Genomic DNA, 23,864 nt, shown 5'->3' with positions numbered 1-23,864 from the left:
CCAGCGGCGCGCATGTTCATGCGGAGTAGTGACTACCGCTGCGTTCCCGGCCGAGGCCAGAGCCCCGGTGTGTTACGGGCCCGGCGTGGCTGCGCTGGGCGCCTACCTACTGGGCCGCCAGCACCTTCCGGTTGACCGGCGTTCCGCAGAATTCGGTGGTTCTGAAGCCATTCCGGGGTGTTCGCAACGCTGTGCCCTGCACGGGCATGTTGAGGTCTAGCAATTCGTGTCGACTCTGCCCGTGTCACCTAACCCCCCAAGCAGAAACGCGGGACTCATGACCGAATGGGACACTTGAAGAGCGCCCTGGAGTCTCGCCCCCAGCAGCGTCCGGGACCGTAGCCTGATTAGGCGTCGTTGGAGCCGATGACTGCTCGCAGAGCAACGGGCGTGCCAGCCTAGCTGCAATCAGATACCGACCTAGGAGATCAGCAATGATCGCATTGACCACGTGGACGGGCGGCATCCTCACCGCCACCGGACTCATCGCCTACTTCACCACCGGGATGGAGAGTGCCACCTCGCTGATACCGGCGTTTATCGGTGTGCTGCTGCTCATCGCGGCGTTCATCGCGAGCCGCGTCCCGAACGCCAGCCGAGGGGTGATGATCGCAGCGCTCGTCATCGCCGTGCTCGGGGCACTGGGATCTCTCATGCCGCTTGCCGACCTCGGCGCGTTGTTCGCCGGAGATGCAGAGCGGCCTGCTGCGGTAATCGTCAGCGGGATCATGCTGATCGTGCTCGTCGTGTACTTCGTGGCGGGCCTTCGTCAGATCCTGACCACTCGCGAAACGGGGCCAAAAGCAAATTGACAAAGACCCCGGCCTTTCGCGGTGGGGTGAACATCGGGAGGAAGATTCCCGCGGATCGTGAATCGGGGCGCTCGCCTCGCACCGCGGCTGACGCGGGTTGCCGGGGTCGAGAGCGTTCAGGACGTAGTCGGGGGCGCGGGGATCGGCCACGGCAACGTGCTCGGAGAGGTTCTGCTCGCAGCCGTCCTGGACCACCACGTTGGTCGCCATCGAACCGGGGGCCAGGCCCGACGTGTACGGCAGGACGACCTCGACGTACCGGGTAGCCCGTTGAGGTACCGCACGCCCGGCGCGTACGGAGTCCCGTCGGCCCACAACTCCTGCAGCACGAGCGAGCCCGGCAGCATCTGCGTGAGGAGCACCGCAACCAACTCGACGCCGCCGGTGGAGGCGGTAAGCATCTGGTCCGGTCACCGGCCTGCTGATCGAATCCCGTACGACTCAGCTCAATGACCGCGATATCAAGACGGTCCGCGGAACCCCGGTTTTCGCTCCCAGCCGGGACACGCTTCCACGTCGCGCACGCGGCCGGAAACCAGGAACCACTCCTGCCAGCGTTCCGGAGAATTCTCCGGTTCTGGAGTCATTTCGGAGTGGGCGCAACGCCGTGACCTGCAGGGGCTTGTTTGAGATCTAGTAAGTCGGGGATTCCCCGAAGAAATGCACTACCGCGCGGGGTTGCAACGCCGGCCCGGAAATTGGCGAACACCAGCACGCGCTCCCCCGCGGGGAGGCGGTCGGCACGCCCGAAGTGGACGGTGCTAGACGAGGACTCCTTGGGCCGCGAGCCACGGCACCGGGTCGACCCACTGACCGGCGGCGGTCTGTACGCGAAAGTGCAGGTGGGGGCCGGTGGAGTCTCCGCGGTTGCCGACGGTTCCGATCACTTCACCGGCGTTGACCCGCTGGCCGACGCTGACGTAGTTCTGGTCGTTGTGGCCATATTCCAGCAGTTCGCCGTCATCTGTGCGGATGCGGATCCAGATGCCGTACCCGGCGGCGGGGCCAGCGGCCTCCACAACGCCGCTCTTGGCGGCGTAGAGCGGCGTACCAATGGGCGCTCCAAAGTCGGTGCCGTTATGGAAGCTGCCCCAACGCGAGCCGAACCCCGAGGTGATCGCGCCCGCGGTCGGGGCATGCGCACCACCGATCTGCGGGCTACCGGCGCTGTCGCCGAGGGAACCGAGCCCGAGCCCGGCGGCGTACTGCCGGACCTCACTTGGGGCCACGCCGAACTGGTCCCCAATCCTTTGGATCTCGGCGGGGTCGATGCCGAACTGCTCGGCCGCGGCCTGGATCGCCTCGACGACCTGGGCATGATTGATCGCGACGGGTTGAGCGGCGGCGGCTGGCGCGAAAGCCAGACCAAGGCCGCCCGAGAGGGCTACGCCGACGACGGCGCTACCAACAAACCGCGACACCGTCGCGGTTTCGCTGGCCACACGATGGCGGCCGCCGGCCAAAGTCGCGCTGCGCACGCCCAAACGCTCGGTGAGCTCTGCGACGGTCACGGTCCGGGTGGAGTCGATCATGGGGCTGTCTCCATCGTTCGGGGTGATGTGTTCCCGCGACGTCTATGCGATGCGGGTGACCGATTTCGTCGGCAACACGACCCAATATAACAACTCGGTATCGATCGTGTCACCCCTCAGCGCGTAATTCGTGATCATCGCCAGCCCCAGTGCGCCCAGATCGACTCCCGGTCGGGGAGAAGTCGTCTCCACCTCGGAAGCTCAGCCAGCGCCTAACCCTGGCGGAGCTGTCACCTCACTGGTCCTCTCTGTGACGGTCGTCTCGGCCGTGCATCTGCCTTGCGACCCGGTTGGTCAGCCACTACCTTTAACCGGGGTCAGGTCACGAAACGATTACGGTTAGACGACGACGGGATTCGGTAGCAGTGGAGAAGCGAGCAGGACCGAAGCACGCCTCTCAGTCGACCAGCCCCCCGCGGCGCCGCCGCGGAGCCCATCGCCGGGTTTCACCGAACAACCACCGCAGTATCGCCGCGGTCGTGGCCCTGGCCGCGGGTGCCTCTATTGCGGCAGCGGCTCCCGTCAGTGATCAGCGGATCGTTCTTCTCGCGACCGACGAGCCCCCGGCCGGTAGCACCGATGACGCACACTCCAAAGATGCCCAAGCCGCGACCCCCTCGGCTCCGCTCCCCCTCACCTCCGATGACGCGAACGTGTCAGGCGAGCCGGGACCCACCGCCGCGGGTTTCGTCGGCAGTCTGCAGAGGGGCACCGAACTCAGCTACGAGCGTGAGCTTGCCGAGGAGCAGGCGCGGCGTCCCATTGTGGCCCTCCCGGCAGTGGGCATCTCAACGTCCTCCTTCGGCCCCCGATGGGGCACGTCCCATTCGGGTCTCGATGTCGCCAACGCCATCGGCACGCCGCTGTTCGCCGCGACCGATGGAATCGTCATCGATTCAGGCCCGGCCTCCGGTTTCGGCATCTGGATTCGGATCATGTCGCCGGACGGCTTCATGACCGTCTACGGCCACAATGAGAGCAATACAGTTCAGGTCGGTGACACTGTCGTCGCTGGTCAGCAAATCGGCGTGATGGGCAACCGCGGCTTCTCCACCGGCCCACACGTGCACTTCGAGGTATGGGCCGACGGCGGCTCGCGGGCTGTCGATCCGTCGGCATGGCTGGCAGAACGGGGCATCATGGTCAACTCGGGGTCAAGCAGCAGCGCCCTATGACGCCGGAACTCTGACGGCGCAGGCTGGCCGACAAGGCCCTGGCTCCCCCACACTGGGCTTCTAACTGTGACGAACAACTGACAAGACGACGCCCACCGGCACACTCACTGCGAGGCTGGCAATGACAATCCGGTAGAGCACGAGATACCACGTACGCGGGCGCGCGTGACGCACAGTGGCCAGGAACAACGTGAGCGATATCAGCAACAGCACACCGCCCGCGGCCACCACGATCACGGAGCCGGTCAGGGTGCCACCGAGTACCGCACTGTTGGCCAAGTTGTAGGCGAGAAGCTGGACAACACGCAGGCGACCGAACAGTGTGCCGCCAGTAAGCAGTGCCTGTCCGACGCCCAGCCCTACCTGGGCCACCCCCGCAACTAGCACCAGGTAGGCCGCCACCCAGGAACCCTCATCGAAACCGGTGGGACCGGTGACCGCGGCGACAAGGCCGCCCGCGATGATGGCGGTGAGGCCGACGAGCACGAATTCTCGCATCGCCCGCCAGTGCGAGCGTGTGAACTCGGCCTGATTACGTGCGCTGTGACTCAGTTCGTCGCCCATTCTCTGTTTCCCCTCGCCGTGATCGGTGTCGTGGTCCTGGTAGCGGGGTTGCTCGCCACTGAGGTGGAGACCACCGGGTTGTCGCACCCGCCGGTTGGTGGGGTTGGGGATGTTGCGGCGGGCGGCCATCTCGTTCATGGGCTCGCTCCTATCGCCGACGTGCCTGGGGGACGAACAAGGGGGTGTGAGGGAACCATCCTCGACGACGAGGGTCCGCTTGTCCCCTACTTCCGGTCGGTCTGGGACATTTCGCGGAGCATGTCGTTATAGGCCTTGAGCTCGGCGTCGTCGTCGCGCTCGGCCTGCCGCTCCCCGCGCCAAGCCTCACGCATGTCCGTCTGGAACCACTGCCAGGCCAGGGCGAGCATGACGATGAACAGCGGGATCTCCCCCGCCGCCCACGCCACCCCGCCGCCGACCTGCTGGCTCTGGAGGAGATCCGGGACCCAGGGCAGCCCGATCCCCGAGTACCAGCCCTCGGCCAGCACGGTCTTGTAGTTCATGAGCATGATGCCGAAGAACGCGTGGAACGGCAGCGAACCGAGCAGCACCATCAGCTTGTAGAAGGGCGAGAACTGCCGCGGCGCCGCGTCCACGCCGATGATCACCCAGTAGAACAGGTAGCCGCTGATGAGGAAGTGCACGTTCATGAACATGTGGCCCAGGTGCTCGGAGGCCAGCGTCTCGTAGAACCCCCCGAAGTAGATCAGGTAGAACCCGGCCACGAACTGCACCGATGCGACGATCGGGTGGGTGAGGAATCGGGAGAGCGGGTTGTTGATGAACTCCACGATCCACTCGCGTGGTCCCGGCGGGTTGGCGCGGCCCGCCGCCGGCAGGGCCCGCAGCGCCAGTGTCAGCGGCCCGCCTAGGGCGAGCAGGACCGGAACGAGCATCGAGATGAGCATGTGCCCGACCATGTGGCTGGAGAAGTCGGCCATCATGTACATCCCCATACCGGAGCTGGTGGTCAGGAACAGCAGCACGCACCCGAGCACCCACGCCACGGTTCGTCCCACCGGCCAGGAGTCGCCGCGTCGGCGCAGGGTGATCAGCCCCCACACGTAGAGCCCGAGCAGGATCACCGAGGCCAGACCCAGCACCAGGTCGAAGCGCCACAGACCGAACACCGTCTCGAAGGAGAACGGCCCCGGCAACTCAAAACCCAGCAGCGACTCCTGCCGGGTGGGCACATAGAGCGGTGCCGGGGGCGGGGTGCGGCCGAGCGAGACCGACAGACCCAGGGTGCCCGCCATGATCACCGTTTCGACCAGTCCGATGCGCAGCAGCGTGCCGCGGTCCACCGGGGCGTTGGCCGACGTTCCCTCGATGCGGTTGATGATGCGCCGGCGCACCGCCAGCCCGAACACCGCCAACAGTGCCAGGCACAACGCTTTGGCCACAATCAGCAGCCCGTAGGTCGAAGACAACAGGTCGGCGGGGTGCAGACGGACCAGCCCGTTGATGATCCCGGTCAGCCCGAGCGCGACGATCGCCACCGTGGCCACCACCGAATAGCGGCGCAATGAAAGCGCTACCCGGCCCCCGCCACGCATCGCGTGGGCGATCACCGCGACGAGCCCACCGACGTAGAACGCGGCAGCGAACAGGTGGATAATCAGCGAGTTGGCGGCGATGTCGTGGGCGGTGCCGCCCGAGGCGTGGCCCGTCGCGGCAACGGGCAGGAGCGAGAGCACCGTGACCCCCAGCCAGATGACCGACCAGCGCCAGCTCACGGTGAGCCGCTGCCCGATCCCGGCGACCAGTGCAATGATCGCGGCCCAGCGCCACGAGGACGCCACCTCGATCTGAGTGATCGCCACGATCCACTGGTCCGGCGGCAGGGACTGCCAGAGCGTGCGCCCGGACACATCCGACAGGGTCAGCGGGATGAGCAGGGCCGCCGCGATCGCCCACGCGATGTTGATCCACGAGGAGATCTGCTGTGCGCGGTAGCCGTCCACGTCGAGGGTCTTGTCTTTCTGCGGCGGGGTGAAGAACGCGGCGAACAGCGCCATTCCCACCGCCACCGATGCCAGCAGCTCGGCGATCGCGCGGACCGCCGGGAGCCCGGCGGTGGTGAGCAGGCCCGGGTTCGGGACGCCGAGGAGCTCGAGTGCCAGGTCCGTGGACATTCGCGAGAGCGGGACCACCACACCTGCCGCCACGACCGCGAGCAGCACCACGACCGGCACCACACCGCGGGTACGCAGCGGTCTGGCGGTGGCGGAAGCTTTGGACGAGGGTGCCTTCGACGACGGCGACATGATCCCTATCGTAGGAAGCGGGTATCCCGGGGTCCGATTCGCGCCTGCTCTGCGCACCCCCGTGACCGGCGACGTTTCATGCGGGCCGTCCACCTGCCGGCGGACTACCGGGCCTGCTCGCATGCGCCCACTCGGCCGCCGCTCTCTCGGACTCCGGGCCTCAGCTGATCAGACAGTCTCGGGTTCGGGCGGTGATCGCGTGGGTCGGCCAGCCTGCCGAGGCCTTCAGGGTCGTACCTTCACCCGCATTGGTGGCCGTCTCCGCGCCCGCCGATCCCTTTCCTGCCGCCGCGCCGAGCAAGTCCGCTGGCCGGACCCGCACTACCCATCGTGCAGAAATGTGAACCGTTCATCTCCGGCTCGTAGCGGGTCAAGCGTGTCTGACTGCGGGAGATTCACGGTCACGCACGGCGGCAGTCTCCAGTTGAATGGTGGCATGGTCAATGGAGACGGGGAAATGCTCCTTGACGCAGGTGAGGATCTCCTCCAGGATCTGCGGGGCGTGACCGGATTCGAAGCACTGATCATCGATCACGACATGCGCGGAGATGACCGGCAGGCCGGTCCCAATCATGGATGCGTGCAAGTCGTGCACGTCCCGAACATGGTCCAGCTCCAGTATGTGATCCCGAACCTCATCCAGATCGAGCCCCGTAGGCGCGTACTCCATCAGCACCCGAACCGTCTGCCGCAGAAGCGTGAACGCGCGCGGGATGATCAAGGCGGCGATGAACAGCGCGGCAATGGTGTCGGCTCGCTGGAAACCGGTGGTGTTGATGACGATCGCCGCAACGATCACCCCCACCGACCCCAAAGCGTCGTTGAGCACCTCCAGAAATGCCGCCCGCATGTTGAAGTTGTCGCCTCGCCTGGAGGCCAGCACCACAATGGCGGCGATATTGGCGATCAGGCCGATCACGCCGAACACCAGCAGTTCGGTACCGGGCACGTCCGCCGGCTCGAAGAGTCTGCGGACGCCTTCGATCGCGGCATAGCTACCGACGACGATCAGCAGGACAGCTTGCCCTAGTGCGGCGATGACTTCGATCCGGGCGAATCCCCAGGTCCGTTTACTGCTCGGTGGACGCAGCATCATCGTCGCGGCTATGACCGCAACCAACAATCCCGACGCATCAGCCAATGCATGAGCGGTGTCGGTCAACAACGCGAGACTGCCAGTGACCACGCTGCCCACCGCTTGGGCCACCACGATGATCGCGGTGATGCAGAACGCGATCAGCAGCCGACGACGCGTCCCGCGATCGGCCTGGGGAGAAGTACTTCCATGGTCGTGACCGTGGCTATGCCCCATCTCGACTCACTCCTGCCCGAGGTCAAGGTCGGGGTGGTCCTGGTGATCGCGCAGCGACGGCGACACCCCGGACGCACTCAACAGCGCATCGGCGGCTTCCACCAGGTCCGCCAGCCGGGCCGGCTCAGCCAGCGAGAACCACGAGGAGCGCCCCTCGATCCGCATTCTGACTAACCCGCAATCCCGCAGGCAAGCCAGGTGCTTGCTCACCGTGGACTGTGCCAGATGCATGTGATCGACCAGATCCCGAACCCGATGCTCACCACTGACCAGATGCTCCAACAACGCCAGTCGAGTTGGTTCTGCCAGAGCATGGAACAACGCTGCATAGGTGTTTCGATCCTCGAACGTCACTGAATCGGGCACCCCATAATTGATCGCCATAGAGCGATGTTAGCACGAACCGTCGATAAGTTCGGGTGGGTCTCGGCCATCGGTGTACGCATTGTTCTTGCTCAGTCGTGCCTGGCAGCTGATGCCCTCCCGTCGATGCCGGGGCGCAGCGCAAGGCCGTCCGGTCGATACCGAGTGTTGTGATGGTTGCCGTCGTTTTTTTCCGGCGGTGTGCGGTGCGGGGCACGCGGGCACAGTGTCAATGAGGGAGCGGTGCCAGCTGGTGCATGTGCCGGCTGTCGTCGCGGTCGGCAGTTCTTGGGCTCGAGGGTCGCTCGAGCTGCCTGGTGCGTGCGGCACGCAGGCCATTGAGTATCACGAAGACTTCGGCGACCTCGTGGACCAGGACGACCGCTGCGAGTCCCAGAATTCCGGTGATCGCCAGTGGAAGCAGAACGATGATGATCGCCAAGGACAGGATGATGTTCTGATTGATGACGCGACGACCGCGGCGGGCGTGGTCTATGGCGCGCGGGATCAGTCGCAAGTCATCGCCGGTGAATGCGACATCCGCCGACTCGACCGCTGCGTCGGAGCCGGTGGCCCCCATGGCGATTCCGATGTCCGCCGAGGCGAGCGCGGGGGCGTCGTTGACACCGTCGCCGATCATCGCCACTGGCCCCCGGCCGTCGGCACGCAACTCGGCGATTGCCTGCGCCTTGTCCTGCGGACGCAGCTCGGCACGCACGTCGGTGATCCCCGCCTCGGCGGCCAGTGCATCAGCGGTGCGGGCGTTGTCGCCGGTAAGCATCGTCACGCCCATACCCCTCGACGCCAGCGACGTCATGGCCTCGCCGGCCTCTGGACGCAGCTCGTCGCGCACCCCGATGGCCCCGACCGGGTGGTCGTCGCGGTGGACGACCACCACGGTGATGCCGCGGGCCTCCATCGCGTGAACGTGATCTGCCAGAGGACCTGGGTCGAGCCAGCGCGGGCTGCCGACGGCGATGTGCGCGCCATCGATAAGGCCGGCGATTCCCGCGCCCGCGGACTCGGTGACCGCCGATGCGGCGGGGACCTCGGTAGCTGCGGCGGTGATCGCTGCGGCCAGCGGGTGGGTGCTGTGGGTTTCCAGAGCGGCCGCCCAGCTCAGGACCTCGTCCTGGGCAGCGTTGCCAGTGGTGAGGACCTGCGTGACGGTGGGCTGGTTTCGGGTCAAGGTGCCGGTCTTGTCCACTGCCACATGCCGGAGGTAGCCCATGCGCTCGAACGCGGCACCGGATTTGATGATCACCCCGAACTTGCTGGCCGCACCGATCGCGGAGACGACCGTAATCGGCACCGAGATCGCCAGTGCGCACGGCGAAGCGGCGACCAGTACCACCAGTGCTCGCTCGATCCACAGTCCGGAATCTCCGAAGATCGAGCCGATCAGGGCGACCAGAGCAGCCAGGATGAGAACACCCGGCACCAGCGGGCGGGCCAGGCGGTCGGCGATACGTGCCCGCTCCCCCTTCTCTGTCTGTGCCTGCTCAACCAGTTCGACCACTGTGGTCAAGGAATTGTCTGTCCCTGCGGCGGTGGCCTCGACCTCCAGGACGCCGGAGGTGTTGATCGAGCCGGCCAACACCGCGTCACCGGGCCCGACCTCGACGGGAATGGATTCACCCGTGATCGCCGAGACATCCAGGCTGCTCTGCCCGACACGAACGATCCCGTCGGTGGCCAAACGTTCGCCGGCGACCAGACGCAGCACATCGCCGCGTTCCAGAGACTCAACGGGCACGGTGCGGGTGCCCCCGGTGGCGCCGAGGACGGTGGCACTGGAGGGAATCAGCGCCAACAGGGCCCGCAAGCCCGAGCGGGCCTTGTCCATCGCCCGATCCTCCAGCGCCTCGACGATGGAGTACAAGAAGGCCAGAGCGGCGGCCTCCTCGATGAACCCGAGCCCGACCGCACCGGCGGCGCTGATCGTCATCAGCAGCCCGATACTCAACCGACCCCGGACGAGCAGACCCCGCACCGCGCCTGGAACAAACTGCGAGGCGCCCAGAAGGAGAGCGGTCCAGAACAGCCACGCCGCTGCAGTCTCCGCCCCGGGGCCGTTGGCGAGCCACTCGAGGATCACACCCAGCAGGAGCGTCAGGCCAGAGAACACCGGGATGAGGACGGCACCGTTGCGCCACCACGAAGCGGACTCGTCAGGGCCGGCCACTGGCCCGGCCGGCTCACAACCACACGCGGACGTTGTCACCGCCGACCCCCTTCCGAACTGCAGCAACCCTCGACCGGACACTGCATGTCCAGACAGGGCGCGTTCTCGTCAACGGCAAGAGTCGTCTCGACCAAGGCGTTCAACGCACGTGCCAGATGGGCATCGACGATCTCGTACCGATTCTGCCGACCCTCGAGTTCAACCACGACGATCCCGCAATCCCTGAGACAGGCGAGATGATTCGACACATTTGAACGCGTCAACCCCAGCTCCTGGGCAATCTCGGCGGGATACACGGGCCCATCCAGCAGCCTCATGAGAATTCGAGAACGAGTCGGGTCGGCCATCGCACGACCGAGTCGGTTCATCACACCTTGACGCGAAGCAACAGTCAGCATGCACTGAATAGTACAGGACTCAGTGAACTGTCCCTGGCGGTGTGACCACGCATCTAAAGACGACGAAACCGCAAGGCCAACACAGTCAATGGGCACAGGTGTACCTGGCCTACCCCCGGAACCCACCCGCTTGCCGCGCCGTTCTGGGGCGTTTAACAGGGCGGATAGTGGCTATGGCACGATCGGACAGCGGGAACATCTCGCCAGTGCCGGTCACGTCACTGGTGTTCGAGAGAGCCACCCCGTGCGGCACCGCCGGTTCGGAGCCGAGGGGGCAATGACCCGTCGCAGACCGGAGTGAAAAGCATGGGCAGTATCCGAGCAATCGGTTTCCGCGCGCGCCTCTGGGCGGCCCTGTGTGCGGGCGCCTTTGTCCTCTCCGGTTGTGGGAGTGGCACCGATGCGGTCGCGCAGGGCGGCACGTTTGAGTTCGTCAGTCCAGATGGACAGCTGGAGATCCACTACCCCGAGGAAGAACGGAAACCGGTTGCCGAACTCGCCGGGCCGGATCTGCTTGACCCAGACCAGACCATCGGGCTCGCTGACTACAAGGGCGAGGTGGTGATCCTCAATACGTGGGGCCAATGGTGTGGGCCTTGCCGCACCGAGGTCGACGATCTTCAGCGCCTTCAGGAGGAGTTCGAATCCCAGGGCGCCACCGTGCTCGGGATCAACGTGCGTGATCCCAATCGCGATAAGCCGGTCGACTTCGTGCGCGACAACGGCCTTACCTACCCGTCGATCTGGGACCCGTCCAACGCGGCCGTAGGTGCACTTCGCGGCTTTCCCACCTCGATCGTGCCGACAACCCTCGTGCTTGACCGGCAACACCGGGTGGCCGCCGTGTATTTGGCGGCGGTCACCGATTACCAACTTCGGGACGTCATCGCCGAATTGGTGGCCGACGAGGAGAGTGCCACGCCGTGACGAATGTTGCCGACCTCGTCTTCGCCGGTGCCATGCCGCCGATGGACGGCCTGGTGCTCGCGCAGGGTATCGGTTCGGCGTTCCAACAGACAGCGGCCAGCGGACCCCTTCTGCTCGCCCTCGGCGCCTGCCTACTAGCCGGTCTGGTCTCGTTCGCCTCGCCATGTGTGGTCCCGCTCATCCCCGGCTATCTCGCCTACCTCGCTAGCGTCGTCGGCGCCGAGCGACCACCGGTCACCGTGGCGCAGGCCGAACAGCGCCACAGCGAGTCGCGAACGATCACTCTCGAGGAAAAGAAGGCCAGACAACGCTCGCGCTACCGGGTCGTCGGGGCATCTCTGCTCTTCGTTGGCGGGTTCACCGTTGTGTTCGTCTCGCTTAGCGCAATGGTCCTCGGAACGGTTCAATACCTCGCACCACACGAGGAGTTGCTCCAGCGCATCGGCGGGGTCATCACCATCCTCATGGGTTTGGTCTTCATCGGCTTCGTACCGGTGCTGCAACGAGATACCCGATTCCAGCCGAAGGCTGTCTCTACCTGGGTCGGCGCGCCTCTCCTGGGCGGAGTGTTCGCCCTCGGCTGGACACCCTGCCTCGGACCAACGCTCGCCGCCGCACTGTCCGTCGCCGCCGGAAGCGGCTTCAGCGGCACGCGCGGTGTCATGCTCATCGTCGCCTACTGCCTCGGGCTGGGGCTGCCATTCATCCTCGTCGCCTGGAGCTCCACCTGGGCAATCCGAACCGTCGGCTGGCTACAACGCAACACTCGACGAATCCAGATCATCGGCGGCCTCCTACTCATCGCAGTGGGCATAGCACTGTTCAGTGGCGTGTGGGCACTGTTCATCAGTTGGCTACGGGACTTCGCAATCACCGGCACGACGCTGCCGATTTAACCTTCTGCGCGGCCCTTCCGGGGCGGTAGCGCCCGAGTCACAGAGCCCAGAAATGTCTAACCTGTTCAGACGCCCAGTCAGTTCAGCGCCTACTGTACAGTTCAGTGAATGCTGACTATATCGTCTTGTGTGGATGTGATGAACCGGTTGGGGCGGGCGATGGCCGACCCCACCCGGTCGCGGATACTGCTGACCCTGCTGGAGCGGACGGCCTACCCGGCGGAGCTGGCCCGCGATCTGGAACTGACGCGTTCGAACGTGTCGAACCATCTAGCGTGCCTGCGCGACTGTGGCATCGCGGTCGCCGTGCCCGAAGGCCGCCAGACCCGGTACGAGATCGCTGATCCGCACCTGGCGCGGGCGTTGGCCTCCCTGGTCGAGGTCACCCTCGCAGTCAATGAAAACGCCTCCTGCCTGGACCCGGCCTGTTCGGTGCCGGGTTGTTACGCCACGGAGGTGCAGGGGTGATCCTGTCCTCAGCCCTGCAGGCGATCGGTCTGTTCATCGCCACCAATATCGACGACATCATCGTCCTCTCACTGTTCTTCGCCCGCGGCGCAGGCCAACGCGGCACCACCGCACGCATCCTGGTCGGCCAGTACCTTGGATTCCTAGGCATCCTCGGCGCCGCTGTGCTCGTGGCCTTGGGCGCCGGGACGTTTTTGCCCTCGGAGGCCATCCCGTACTTCGGGCTGATCCCATTAGGCCTGGGACTATGGGCCGCGTGGCAGGCCTGGCGTGGGGACGATGACGACGACGACGCCAAAATCGAAGGTAAGAACGTGACCGTGTGGACCGTGGCCGCGGTGACCTTCGCCAACGGCGGGGACAACATCGGCGTCTACGTCCCAGTCTTCCTCAGCGTCGGCCCGGGAGCCGTGGTGGCCTACTGCGTCGTGTTCCTGGTTCTGGTCTCGGTCCTGGTGGGCCTGGCCAAGTTCGTCGCCACCCGCCGACCGATCGCCGAAGTCCTAGAGCGCTGGGAACATATCCTGTTCCCGACTGTCCTGATCGGCCTGGGCGCCTTCATCCTGATCAGCGGCGGAGCATTCGGACTCTGACAGAACCGACGCAAACCCCACCACGCACCCGTGAGCCGCAGACTCGCTCTAATTCTTCCGGCCAGAACGCCCGATTGGTACGTCGCCGCCAAGAAGTAGCCACAGAAGACCGCCACAGAGCGATCAAGTCCACAACGTAGATTTGCAGGAACCCAACACTTCTATGATAGTTACATAACGCTTCTGGCGGCGGCGGGCACGATCGAGGAGCGGGCCGGGACGGTGATGCTGTCCCGCCTCATCGCCTCGGCGACCAGCACCGATGCGGACGCCTCCACCTTCTCCGAGGTGGCCCGGGTGTTCGGTATCGACTGGATCCCCGCCGTCCGACTGGCGGACGAGCTCGGCTAAGACGCCGCTTCCGATTCGATCGGGCTGCACCGAGCTGCCTCGGTGCGCCTCACCGATGCCGAACTCGTTTCCGTCATGGCCCGCTCCGAGAGAGCTCAGCTCACCCGGTCTGAGGCGATCCTGTGAAGTGGCTTGAAAGTACTCGAAAACCTGATAGTCACCGGCCCATTACGCTGGGAACGCTACTGTCCATAGATGCCCTTGTCGGATATTACCCGCCCCGCAGTAGACGCCGCGCTCGGCGAATTCGACCGATTGGGGCGTGAGTCGTTCTTGCACAAGTATGGCTTCGGGAAGGCACGAGACTATTACTTAGTTCGAGATGGAAAGCACTACGACTCGAAGGCTATAGCGGGTGCCGCGCATGGGTTTCTCGCGGGACGCTCCGCACTATTGGCGAGCGAATTCTCTGGTGGCGCCGCGACGGTTGCTGCGCAGCTGGAATCACTCGGCTATGTGATGACGTCTGATCGACCGCGAGATTAAAAGGAGTACGTCTCCGTTCGGATCCGCGCAGGGCTGCCCGGTGACACGCTTGGGGAATCCGGCGCACTTCTAACCGCGACAATTATTCCCGAGGAGACCCTGATGGCATACGGACTGCACAGCGACATCGACGGGGACCTGCACCTGCACTCAAACGACCCCGACAGCGACTCGTGGCTTGTAGAGGCGATCTGGCCTCCCTCCACGGAATTCGAAGTGTGTGAGCACACAAAGAACTGGTCCACCTACGGGATCACGCATGCGCGTAATGCGTGGTACGTCCACCTCTGCTCTACGATTCGCATCACCGACGGGGCCGGGAACACCACCGAGCACACCGTGCATTCGTACCCAGCCATCCGTTCTGGCAACTGGGACTGGCCCCAGCCCTCTGTATCCGAAGACAGGCCGATCAAGCTCAATCGAGCGCCATGGGGCGTCAGAATCCGTCGGGCGGTCCGTCGAACTCGCGGACAATGACCAACTGAGCGCTCACCGTCCTCGGGTGCCAGTCACGACACGCAGACAGGTTCAGCGAACGCCCTCTTCGTCGTCACCTACGTGGTCCTTCCCACAACCGGCGTGATCGGACCCCGGCGGCACTCGTCCGCCTCTCCGATATCGGCCCCGCTTGGGGTGGACGCATTTCCGCGGCCGATAGTTGCACCTCGACCTGCTGGCCGGCACCAGACTTTCGCCCCAATATCGCTGAACCACCCGACGGCACGGCCGATAGACTCCCAGAGTGCGGCTTCGTCCCATCGACCTCGTGGATGTCCTCGCCTATCTCGTCGTCCTGGGCGTGTTCATCCAGCTCTTCCCCGCGGTCCTGTCGGAGACGTTCCTGCTGGCGCTTCTCACAGCGGTCCTGCTCAAGGTCGTCCTGGAGATCGTGCTGCGGGTCAAGAAAGGGCTTGTGGGTCGCATCCGCTCGGACAGGACGCTTCCGGTTCGCGTCGTGAACGTGGCCGCGCTGGTGTTGGTGCTGCCGGGCAGTAAGTTCCTGGTTCTGGAGCTGGTCGCCCTCGCCTTCGGCGACGCCGTCCAACTGGGTGGCTTCGTCGCGGTGACCGCCCTCATCGTGGCACTAATGCTCGCTCGCGGTGGCATGCGGCGGCTGCTTGCGAAAGGTGAACAGTGACCCATCACGAGATTGTTCGAACAAAGGACGGCCGCGACCTCGAGGTGCGCGACACGGGTCCGGCCGAGGGATTCCCGCTCGTCTATCACCACGGCACGCCGCAGGGCGCGGTGCCGTTCCCGACTCTCGAGCGCGCAGCGGCAGACCTCGGGCTCCGGGTCATCTCCTACTCGCGCCCCGGGTACGGGTCGTCGTCCCCGCGCGGGGACGGGACGACGACAGCGCAGGTCGCCGACGACGCCACCGACACCGCCACAGTCCTCGACAGCCTGGGCGTCGGAGAGTTCCTCACGATCGGCTGGTCCGGAGGAGGACCGCGGGCGCTCGCCTGCGCAGCGCTTCTGCCCGGGCGGTGTCTGGCGGCCGCGTGCTGCGTCGGCATCGCCCCGGCCGCCGAGTACGACGGCGACATCCGCGACGGAATGGCCGAGGAGAACGTCGCGGAGTACACGGCCGCCCTCACGGGCGTCGAGGCGCTCGAGGAGTTCCTGGAGACCCAGACGGGGTTCTTCACCGTGAGCGCCGAGGACGTCGCCGCGGGGCTCGGCGCGCTCGCCCCTCCGGTGGACCGCGCCGCGCTCAACGGGGAGCTCGCCGGGTACCTGGCCGCCTCGGTCAACGCCGCAGGCCATCAGGGCATCGTGGGATGGCGCGACGACGACCTCACCCACACCCGCCCCTGGGGCTTCGACCTGCGGAAGATCACCGTTCCGGTCTCGATCTGGCAGGGCCGGCTGGACGCGATGGTGCCGTTCGCCCACGCGCAATGGCTCGCGGCGAACGTCGCCGGCGCGCAGGCGCACCTGGTCGAGGGCGAAGGGCACCTCTCCCTCATCCAGAAGGCCCCGGAGATTCTCGCGGATCTCCTGCGGCTCGGTGGCGTGGGTCAGGTCTGACGTCCCCGTCCGCCAGGGCCTCCGAGGATGCGGCGAGTGGGCCGCGCGAACACCAACCCGAGGTTCGCGACGCTCAGCAGGCCGAACACCCACCAGAACCCGTAGAAAAACGTCTTCTGCTCCGACGAGAGCGCTGCGACGGGGGTCCACATGAGGGCGATCTCGCCGACCATCCACCCGAGCTGGGCGAGTGTCACGGCAACAGCGAAGTACCACTGCCAGCTCGAGGGGCCGCCCCGACGCCTCCCCCGCCGCGACCACGCGCGCAGGCCTCGGACCAGGAGCGCGGTGAGCACGGCTCCGCACACGCCGAGGAGTCCGAGGATCACGCCCGGGAGGAAGTAGTCGCCGAAGGGCGTGTTCTTCAGCCACGCGGTATCGAAGCCCATGGCGGACCCGTCGGGCGAGAAGCTCAGGCCGACGCTGCCCCCGAACGCCATCACCGTCCAGAACGCGATCCCGGCGGTGAGCGAATACGCGGCCCATGGGCGCTTGGAGGTCAAAGCGGCGCTCCTTCCGGATTCCCTGCACGAGCGGGTCGGCTGGCTGGACCTCATTGTGCTCCCAGCGGGCGCGGTGGATGATGAGGAACGAGTGAGAAACAGCCGCGACGAGCTGGACTGACGTCACCGGACCCCGCACGATCACCCGAAGGGTCTGCCCATGAACCAGCCGCATCGGCTACCGGCACTGTGGACATGGCTCGCGGTCTCGGCGGCGGTCCTGTCCGCAGTGGGCAGCATTCTCGGACTCCTCATGCCGGAGCGTTTCTACGGGGACGAGACCACAGAGCTCGTCGTCGCCGTCCTGGCCCAGGATCTGGTGAACCTGGTCGTCGTCGCCCCGCTGACGGTCGTCCTCGCCGCGGCGGCTCGGAGGGGCTCGGTCACGTCGGGGCTCTGTCTCGTCGGCTTCCTGGCCTTCACCGCCTACAACTACGCGATCTACGCGTTCTCCATCCACTTCGGTCCGCTGTCCCTGCTCTGGGTGGCGGTGCTCGGGATGGCCGTCTTCGCCCTCGCCGGGAGTCTGGTCTCCCTCGCCGGTTCGGCCTCGGCGACTCGTCCCCGCGGCATCGCGGTGCGGGTGTCGGGGTGGTTCCTCGTCGTCGTCCCGCTGGCGTTCGCTCTGCTATGGCTGAGCGAGATCGTGCCCGACCTGCTCGGCGGCAGGGGTTCGACCAGCGCGAGCGCCTGGGAGGTCCCCACCAACCCGGTCCACGTGCTGGACCTGGCGTTCTTCCTCCCGGCAGTCTGCGTGGTGGGCGTGCTCCTGCTCCGCGGTCACCGGCTGGGCGTCGTCGCAGCGCCGGGGTCGCTGGTCTGGCTGCTCCTGACCAGCCTGCCGATCCTCGTCACGCCCGTCGTCGCGCAGGCTCGAGAGGAAGACCCCGGGTGGCCCGTTGTCATCCCGATCGGGACCGTCGCCCTCGCGTCGGCGGTGGTCCTCTGGAGGTTGGTGCACTCGATGGGCGAGCCTGCGACCGCTCCCCCGAGCCGCGTAACGGCGTGACGCCCGGACACGGCCCAGCCGCCTACTGCGACAGTGGCCGCACCCGCTCGAGCATCACGTCGACGAACACGTCCTTGTTATCCGCGCTGCCGAGCCCGTGCGCACCCTCGAGCCAGATCAGTTCCTTCTCCGGCGCCTCGAGCACGTCGACGTACTCCTCCACCAGGCTCGGCATCGCGTTGACGTCATGGCGGCCGACGAAGAAGAACACCGGCAACTCCAGCGACGGCGCCTGTTCGACAAAGTCCAGGCCCTCCAGCTGCGGATAGACGGCATTGAACGACTTGACCAGGCCGCGGGTGTGGTTGACCGTGTCGACGTAGCCGTACTCGGGCACGAGGAACCCGAGCAGCGGCACGACAAGCGTGTAGCGGGGAACCCCCATGATCTCGTTGAGCACATCGAGGAAGTCCACGTACGGCCACACCACAGCGTCGCCGCGGTACGGCGGCGGCCCGTTCTCGCGGAGCTTCTCCGCTCGCCCGGTCTCCCCCTGCTCCTCCAGGTGCGCCGACGCCAGCTCGTATCCCATCCGGTCGTTCTCGCCTGTGTTGACCATCTGACCGCTGCTGATCAACGCGTGGAAGAGCTCGGGATGCTCCTGCACCAGCCAGATGCCGATGATGCTCGACCACGACACCCCGTAGAGGTAGATCTTGTCCTGCCCGAACCGCTCGCGGAGGTGGTTGGTGAGGGCGGTGGCGTCGTCCACGAACCGCTCCCGGTCGAGCTCGTCGAACGGCACGGCGCCGTACGACTTGCCCGTCCCCGGCTCATCCCAGTTCACCACCGTGAAGTGCTCCTCCAGCGGCCGGAACTCGCTCGAGTTGAAGAACCCACCGCCACCGGGCCCGCCCATCCCCAGGTTGAGCAGGACCGGATTGGACTCGTCATGGCCGCGGATGGTGATCCACTGCTCGCTGCCGTTCAGCTCCACCTTCTCCATCGAGGCGATGCTGCCGGGCACCCGCTCACCGTCCGAGCCGGTGATCGGCGGAGTCACCGCCAGCGTCTGCGAGGCGACGACCGCCCCGATCGCGGCGAGGGCCACCACTGCCACCGCGGCCGGCCTGACCCATCGCCGTCGGCGCCCGACGACGAGCCAGACCAGCGCGGCCACGGCGAGCACGAGTAGCGGAAGCCACGCCCAGATCGGGACCGAGGTGGTGAGGGGCAACAGGAGGACGGGGAGGAAGACGACGACGGCGACGACAACAGCGGCCGCGGTGACCCACGCGTGGGCCCGGCCTTTCGGTTCCCGCGTGCGACTGGTCACGATGACTCCTCCGCCTACACTTCAAGAGTACGAGTCCGACAGAGTGGATGCCCGCGATGACGCCGATCGACGATGCCGCAGTCCGCGCGGACGTCCGGAGCTGGCGTGGTCTCGTCCGGACCGGTGCGTGGGCGGCGTTGGCCAGCGTGGGGCTCATCGCGGTGCAGATCGTCGTCTACTTCATCTGGCCTCCCCCGGACACCGTCGAGGGCTTCTTCCGCGTGCTGGTCGACAATCCGACCGCGGGGTTGCTCATGCTGGACCTGCTCTACCCGGTGAGCAATCTGCTGACCCTCCTGCTCTACGCCGCTCTTGCGGTCGTGCTGTGGCGTGTCAGCCGGTCCGCGGTCGTGATCGCGCTGGGGCTGGGCGGGATCGGGATGGCGGCCTACATGTCCTCTCCCCGCCCGATCGAGATGCTCCACCTGGCCCGCGCCTACGCGGAAGCCGGCCCCGCTGAGGGGGCGGCGCTGCTGGCGACCGGGGAGGGCATGCTCGCCACGTGGACGGGCACCGCCTTTGACGTCTACTACATCCTCAACTTCGCCGCCCTGCTCATCTTCGGCATCCTCATCTACCGCAGCACCGTGTTCAGTCGCGCCACCGCGGTGTGGGGTCTCGCGGCCGCGGTCCTCATGGCGGTGCCGTCGAACGTCGGGACGGTCGGGCTCGCCTTTGCCCTCGCCTCGCTGCTGCCCTGGTCGGTGTTCGCCGTCCTCACCGCCCGGCGGCTCCTCGCGTTGTGCCGCGGGCTCTGAGGACGCCGACCGGTTCGAACGATCGCCCTCGTCGTCGTCGCTGTTGTTGTCGTCGTTGTCGTCGTTGTTGTCGCTGACGCCACCGACGCACGCCTACGTCACGCGCCCCCGAACCACGCCCGACTGAGTTCGGCGTACCGCCCGTTCGCCCGGAGCAGCTCGTCGTGCGTGCCGGATTCGACGATCCGGCCGTGGTCCATCACCAGGATCCGGTCGGCGGTGGCAGCCTGGCTCAGCCGGTGCGCCACCACCAGACCGGCCCGGTCGCGGAGCACCGCTGCGGCGGCCGCGTCCAGGCGGCGGGCTCCGGCGGACCCGGCCTCGGCCGTGGCCTCGTCGAGGATCACCACGTCCGGGTCGGCCAGCTCGACGCGGGCCAGCGCGATCATCTGGCTCTGCATGGGGTCGAGCGCATGTCCGCCTTCACCGATGAGGGTGTCGATACCGTCGGGCAGGTCGTCGACCCAGTCCGCGCCGACGGTCTCCAGCGCGGCGCGCACCTCGGCGAGGCCGGCCTCGGGCCGGGGCGCGCGGACGTTCTCGACCACGGTGGTCGCGAAGGTGTGCACTTCTTGCGAGACCATCGTGACGTGCTGCCGCAGCTCCACCGGGTCGACGTCGGTCAGCGGGACCCCACCCAGTCGCGCACTCCCCCGCGTCGGAACCACCGAGCCGGCGGCGACCAACGCCAGCGTGCTCTTGCCGGCGCCCGTGGATCCGACCACCGCGACCACCTCGCCCGGCGCGACCGTGAGGTCCACGTCGATCAGAGCGGGAGCGCCCTCTCCATAGGTGTGCGTGATGCCGGTGAGCTCGAGCGGGCCGGCCCCGGCGGCGGTGGAGTGCAGCGCGGCGGTGCGCTCGGGCACGGGCATGGTGATGACTCCGACCATCCGCACCAGCGAGGCCCCGGCGGACTGGACCTGATCGACCATGCCGACCAGCGCACCGATCGGGTTGAACAGCCGATGGAACAGCAACGCGGCGGTCGTCACGGCACCGGCGGTGATGGCGCCGGAGTCCACGAGGAAGAACCCCACGACCAGCAGCAGCCAGAGGACGGTGACCTCGGCGCGGTTGTTGCGGCTGAAGGCGCGGGTGACGAAGTGGAACACCTGGATGGACAGGTCCCGGGCGCGGGCGGACGCGGCGGTGATCCGCTCCAGCTCGGAGTCCTGGGCGTCGTAGGCGTGCAGGGTCCGGGACCCGGAGATCCCGCCGAGGAGACGGCTCGCCCGGGTGCCGAACGCGGCGCGCTCGGCGGCATAGATGGGGCCGGACCGGGGCAGGTACCAGCGCAGGGTCGTCCAGTACATGGGCAGGGCGAGCAGCCCCACCAGCCCGAGCCGCCAGTCGACCGTGGCCAGCCCCACCCCGGACACGATCACCGTGAACGCCGACTGCACGACGAGCGGGATCACGGCGGTCGCGGCCTGGCTGATCTCGCGGGCGTCTTCGGCGACGCGGGAGACGAGGTCACCGGTCTCGGTCGTCTCCATCTGCGCCGCGCCCAGGCGCAGGGAGCGGTCCATCACCATCTCGCGCAGACGGGCGACGGTCGGTTCGGTGAGCCGGGCGAGCCAGGCCTGGCCGGCCCAGGTGCAGCCGGCGCCCACGATGCCGGCCATGGCGATCGCGCCCGCGCCGATCCACACGGCGGTGTAGTCCTCGCTGCCGGGCAGGTCATCGACGAGCCGGCCGATCACCCACGGCGCGACGAGGCCCGCCACGGATCCGATCAGCCCGGCCAGGCACACCAGCGCCAGGTATCCCCGCCGCTGCCGGAGCAGCGGCCACAGGACAGCCAGGGACTCGCGGCCCGTCGCCAGCGGCAACGCGCCGGAGGACCCCGCCGCGCCCGAGCCGTCCGGGCCGTCTGCGGCGGTGGCGGTGGCGGTGGTCGTCATCCCGCGGGTCGTCCCCGTCTCGGTTGTGCTCATCGGTCGACCGCCGTCCGGTAGGAGGCCGACGCCTCGCGCAGCTCGAGGTGGGTGCCCGAGCGCGCCTCGCCGCTGCGGGGCAGGTGGACCACCCGATCGGCGGTCGCGAGGAACGGCGGCGACGACGTGACGATCAGCGTGGCCTGCCGCGACCGACTCGTACGCAGTCGGCGGACGGCCTGGGCGATCTCCCACTCGGTGACGGCGTCGACCGCACTGGTCGGTTCGTGGAGAACGAGGACGTCCGGGTCGGCGTGGAGGGCTCGGGCGAGCGCGATCCGCTGGCGCTGTCCGCCGGAGAGGTTCCGGCCGCCTTCCTGCACCGCGTGGTCGAGCCCGTCGGGCAGGTGCTCGATGATCTCCGCGACGGCCGAGGCGCGCAGGACCTCATGGGAGATCGGGGTGGCGGCCTCGCCACCGGCACCGGGCTCACCGAGCTCGTCGTCGTCTCCCGGGCCGCCCTGCCCCGAACCGCCGTGCTCGTCGTCGTCCCCGGGGCCGCCGTGTTCGCCGTTGTGCCCCGGGCCGTCGTGCTTCATCGCGATGTTGGAACGGATGGTGCCGACGAACAGGTCCACGCGGTGCGGCGCGGCGACGAGATGCTCGGCGATGGCGGGTGCCAGGTGACTGCGTCGGTGCCCGCCCACCAGGACGGCGTCGGCCCCGTCGCCGTGCCCGGCGATCGCCAGGGTGACGGCGTTCGCGGCGGCGGGCTGATCGGCCACGAGCGCGACGACCTCCCCCTCGGCCACCTCCAGGTCGAGCGCGCGACCGTCGGGCAGTGCCAGCCCGCGCACCTCCAACCGCGTCCCCGCGGGGACCTCGTCGCCGGAGTCGTCGACCGGCGCCGACCCCAGCAGGTCGACCAGCCGCTGCGCCGCGCCGTGGGACCGGGCGGAGATCGACACCATCTGGGTGATCATCCGCACCGGCTCCTCGAAGAACACGGCCACGCCCACCACCGAGACGAGCGTGCCGGTCTCCATCTCCCCCGCCAGGACGCGGTAGCCGGCGGCCAGCAGGACCAGCGCCAGGACCACGGCCATCCCGAGCGAGCCGATCCCCTGGACCCGCCCCGTCCGCTCGGCGGTGACGATCCCCGCCGCGGCCGCCTCCTCGGACGCCGTGCGGTACTGCTCTGCGGCCCAGCGCTCCCCGCCGCCGGCCTTAAGCACGCGCATTCCCGCCATGATGTCGGTCGCGCGGCTGCTCGCCCGCCCGATCGCGGCCTGCTGGGCGGTGCTGTGCCGGGAGATGGCGCGGCTGGGCAGGGCCACCAACACCAGGCTGAGCGGGACGCCGATGAGCACGATGAGCCCGACCAGCCAGTCGGTCCACAACAGGTAGACCGAGATCCCCACGATGCTGATCACCGCCGACCCGCCGAGCGCGATCTGCCGGAATACCAGCGCGGCGACGTCGGCGTCGGCCGAGCACACCGAGAGCACGTCACCGGAGCTCGCGCCGTCCATCGCGCGCCGTCTGGTCAGCGGCACCCGAGTGACCTCGACCCGCAGGTCGTGCGCCTCCTCCTGCAGCGCCCGGTTGCTCATCCGGGCGCCGAACCGGTAGCCGAGGCTGAGCACGGTGAACAGCGCGATGAGCCCGACGACCGACCACAGCAGGGCCCACCGGTCGAGCGGGATGATCGCGACGTCGACGATCACGCCGATCGCGATGGGCACCAGTGCCTCACACAGCTGCCACAGGGTCATGAGCACCAGGCCGGGGACCACCAGGTGCCGGCGGCGCCGGACCGCGCGGAGCAGGAGCCCGTTGGCGGTGGTCGGCGCATCCGCCGGGGTCGGGGCGCCCGCGGACTGCCGGCGCGTCGACGTCGGTGCTGACATGGGTGTGGGACTCCCGCCGTTGGTGATCTCGCCTGCAAACTCGGCCGACTCAGCAGCGTAGTTCGCGGCGCCCGCGAAGCGGCGCCCACACCTCAGCTGCCAGATCGCCCGCCGCGCGCAGCCCGCCCGGCCCACGATCTGCCCGGCTCACGATCTGCCCGG

The 23,864-nt window shown here is 67.4% G+C and carries 22 protein-coding genes; 11 read left to right on the top strand and 11 right to left on the bottom strand.

Annotated elements, in window-relative coordinates; genetic code table 11:
- Positions 1-434 precede the first annotated feature (434 nt).
- On the top strand, positions 435-812 hold the full coding sequence (locus Q2K20_RS05245) for a hypothetical protein (RefSeq protein WP_017838585.1): 378 nt from the start codon (positions 435-437) through the stop codon (positions 810-812).
- A gap of 761 nt (positions 813-1,573) precedes the next feature.
- Here the strand turns inward: Q2K20_RS05245 and Q2K20_RS05235 are convergent.
- Positions 1,574-2,344 carry a M23 family metallopeptidase gene (locus tag Q2K20_RS05235; RefSeq protein WP_069389212.1) on the bottom strand — a complete coding sequence of 257 codons (771 nt, stop codon included), beginning with the start codon at positions 2,342-2,344 and terminating at the stop codon, positions 1,574-1,576.
- Positions 2,345-2,823: 479 nt separating this feature from the next.
- Here Q2K20_RS05235 and Q2K20_RS05230 point away from each other — a divergent pair, with 479 nt between their 5' ends.
- A complete protein-coding gene (locus Q2K20_RS05230) occupies positions 2,824-3,519 on the top strand; it encodes a M23 family metallopeptidase (RefSeq protein ID WP_063973417.1) in 696 nt (231 codons plus the stop codon).
- A 60-nt stretch (positions 3,520-3,579) separates the two neighbouring features.
- Here the strand turns inward: Q2K20_RS05230 and Q2K20_RS05225 are convergent, their stop codons facing one another.
- From Q2K20_RS05225 to Q2K20_RS05200, 6 genes are all read right to left on the bottom strand, one after another.
- The gene (locus tag Q2K20_RS05225; RefSeq protein ID WP_017838581.1) at positions 3,580-4,221 is read right to left on the bottom strand and encodes a hypothetical protein; all 642 of its coding nucleotides are present in this window, start codon (positions 4,219-4,221) and stop codon (positions 3,580-3,582) included.
- 86 nt (positions 4,222-4,307) lie between these two features.
- A complete protein-coding gene (locus tag Q2K20_RS05220; RefSeq protein WP_132061791.1) occupies positions 4,308-6,350 on the bottom strand; it encodes a cytochrome c oxidase assembly protein in 2,043 nt (680 codons plus the stop codon).
- 370 nt (positions 6,351-6,720) lie between these two features.
- Positions 6,721-7,662, bottom strand: coding sequence for a cation diffusion facilitator family transporter (locus Q2K20_RS05215; protein WP_017838579.1), 942 nt, complete (start codon positions 7,660-7,662; stop codon positions 6,721-6,723).
- Positions 7,663-7,668: 6 nt separating this feature from the next.
- Positions 7,669-8,046 (bottom strand): ArsR/SmtB family transcription factor, encoded by a 378-nt coding sequence (locus Q2K20_RS05210; RefSeq protein WP_042330374.1) that lies wholly within the window; start codon positions 8,044-8,046, stop codon positions 7,669-7,671.
- 208 nt (positions 8,047-8,254) lie between these two features.
- On the bottom strand, positions 8,255-9,973 hold the full coding sequence (locus Q2K20_RS05205) for a heavy metal translocating P-type ATPase (protein WP_276549594.1): 1,719 nt from the start codon (positions 9,971-9,973) through the stop codon (positions 8,255-8,257).
- Between the two features lie 272 nt (positions 9,974-10,245).
- Positions 10,246-10,608, bottom strand: a complete 363-nt coding sequence (locus Q2K20_RS05200) for an ArsR/SmtB family transcription factor (RefSeq protein ID WP_063973160.1) — start codon at positions 10,606-10,608, stop codon at positions 10,246-10,248.
- Between the two features lie 306 nt (positions 10,609-10,914).
- On the opposite strand from Q2K20_RS05200, the gene Q2K20_RS05195 reads away from it, so the two are divergent.
- The 7 genes from Q2K20_RS05195 (at position 10,915) to Q2K20_RS05165 (ending at position 16,366) form a co-directional block, all read left to right on the top strand.
- Positions 10,915-11,535: a TlpA disulfide reductase family protein gene (locus Q2K20_RS05195; protein ID WP_017838574.1), complete on the top strand. Its 621-nt coding sequence runs from the start codon at positions 10,915-10,917 to the stop codon at positions 11,533-11,535.
- A 41-nt stretch (positions 11,536-11,576) separates the two neighbouring features.
- The gene (locus Q2K20_RS05190) at positions 11,577-12,431 is read left to right on the top strand and encodes a cytochrome c biogenesis CcdA family protein (protein ID WP_371517683.1); all 855 of its coding nucleotides are present in this window, start codon (positions 11,577-11,579) and stop codon (positions 12,429-12,431) included.
- A 108-nt stretch (positions 12,432-12,539) separates the two neighbouring features.
- Positions 12,540-12,899 carry an ArsR/SmtB family transcription factor gene (locus tag Q2K20_RS05185; RefSeq protein ID WP_031265411.1) on the top strand — a complete coding sequence of 120 codons (360 nt, stop codon included), beginning with the start codon at positions 12,540-12,542 and terminating at the stop codon, positions 12,897-12,899.
- Complete coding sequence (locus Q2K20_RS05180; protein ID WP_132061787.1) at positions 12,896-13,492, top strand: cadmium resistance transporter; 597 nt, start codon at positions 12,896-12,898, stop codon at positions 13,490-13,492. The genes Q2K20_RS05185 and Q2K20_RS05180 overlap by 4 nt, the downstream gene beginning before the upstream one ends.
- A 222-nt stretch (positions 13,493-13,714) precedes the next feature.
- Positions 13,715-13,843 carry a hypothetical protein gene (locus Q2K20_RS05175; protein WP_256385636.1) on the top strand — a complete coding sequence of 43 codons (129 nt, stop codon included), beginning with the start codon at positions 13,715-13,717 and terminating at the stop codon, positions 13,841-13,843.
- A 1,231-nt stretch (positions 13,844-15,074) separates the two neighbouring features.
- Entirely contained in the window at positions 15,075-15,470 is a 396-nt protein-coding gene (locus tag Q2K20_RS05170; protein WP_132061785.1) for a hypothetical protein, read from the top strand.
- Positions 15,467-16,366 carry an alpha/beta fold hydrolase gene (locus Q2K20_RS05165; protein WP_227022069.1) on the top strand — a complete coding sequence of 300 codons (900 nt, stop codon included), beginning with the start codon at positions 15,467-15,469 and terminating at the stop codon, positions 16,364-16,366. The genes Q2K20_RS05170 and Q2K20_RS05165 overlap by 4 nt, the downstream gene beginning before the upstream one ends.
- On the opposite strand, the gene Q2K20_RS05160 is transcribed toward Q2K20_RS05165, so the two are convergent.
- Positions 16,357-16,869, bottom strand: coding sequence for a hypothetical protein (locus tag Q2K20_RS05160; RefSeq protein ID WP_132061783.1), 513 nt, complete (start codon positions 16,867-16,869; stop codon positions 16,357-16,359). The genes Q2K20_RS05165 and Q2K20_RS05160 overlap by 10 nt on opposite strands.
- Before the next feature lie 160 nt (positions 16,870-17,029).
- On the opposite strand from Q2K20_RS05160, the gene Q2K20_RS05155 reads away from it, so the two are divergent.
- A complete protein-coding gene (locus Q2K20_RS05155) occupies positions 17,030-17,878 on the top strand; it encodes a hypothetical protein (RefSeq protein WP_132061781.1) in 849 nt (282 codons plus the stop codon).
- Between the two features lie 22 nt (positions 17,879-17,900).
- Here Q2K20_RS05155 and Q2K20_RS05150 read toward each other — a convergent pair whose 3' ends face one another.
- Positions 17,901-19,154, bottom strand: coding sequence for an alpha/beta fold hydrolase (locus Q2K20_RS05150; RefSeq protein WP_132061779.1), 1,254 nt, complete (start codon positions 19,152-19,154; stop codon positions 17,901-17,903).
- A gap of 56 nt (positions 19,155-19,210) precedes the next feature.
- Here Q2K20_RS05150 and Q2K20_RS05145 point away from each other — a divergent pair, with 56 nt between their 5' ends.
- Positions 19,211-19,912: a DUF4386 family protein gene (locus tag Q2K20_RS05145; protein WP_167492338.1), complete on the top strand. Its 702-nt coding sequence runs from the start codon at positions 19,211-19,213 to the stop codon at positions 19,910-19,912.
- 98 nt (positions 19,913-20,010) lie between these two features.
- Here Q2K20_RS05145 and Q2K20_RS05140 read toward each other — a convergent pair whose 3' ends face one another.
- Together Q2K20_RS05140 and Q2K20_RS05135 are read right to left on the bottom strand one after the other, a co-directional pair.
- Complete coding sequence (locus tag Q2K20_RS05140) at positions 20,011-21,852, bottom strand: ABC transporter ATP-binding protein (protein ID WP_317176717.1); 1,842 nt, start codon at positions 21,850-21,852, stop codon at positions 20,011-20,013.
- Positions 21,849-23,702 carry an ABC transporter ATP-binding protein gene (locus Q2K20_RS05135; protein ID WP_317176716.1) on the bottom strand — a complete coding sequence of 618 codons (1,854 nt, stop codon included), beginning with the start codon at positions 23,700-23,702 and terminating at the stop codon, positions 21,849-21,851. Before Q2K20_RS05135 ends, Q2K20_RS05140 begins: the two co-directional genes overlap by 4 nt.
- Positions 23,703-23,864 lie beyond the last annotated feature (162 nt).

Source organism: Dietzia sp. IN118, assembly GCF_032905965.1.
GTDB classification, from domain to species: Bacteria; Actinomycetota; Actinomycetes; order Mycobacteriales; family Mycobacteriaceae; genus Dietzia; species Dietzia kunjamensis.
The sequence above is the reverse complement of the archived record's forward strand: the minus strand, read 5'-3'. Positions and strand labels throughout refer to the sequence as shown.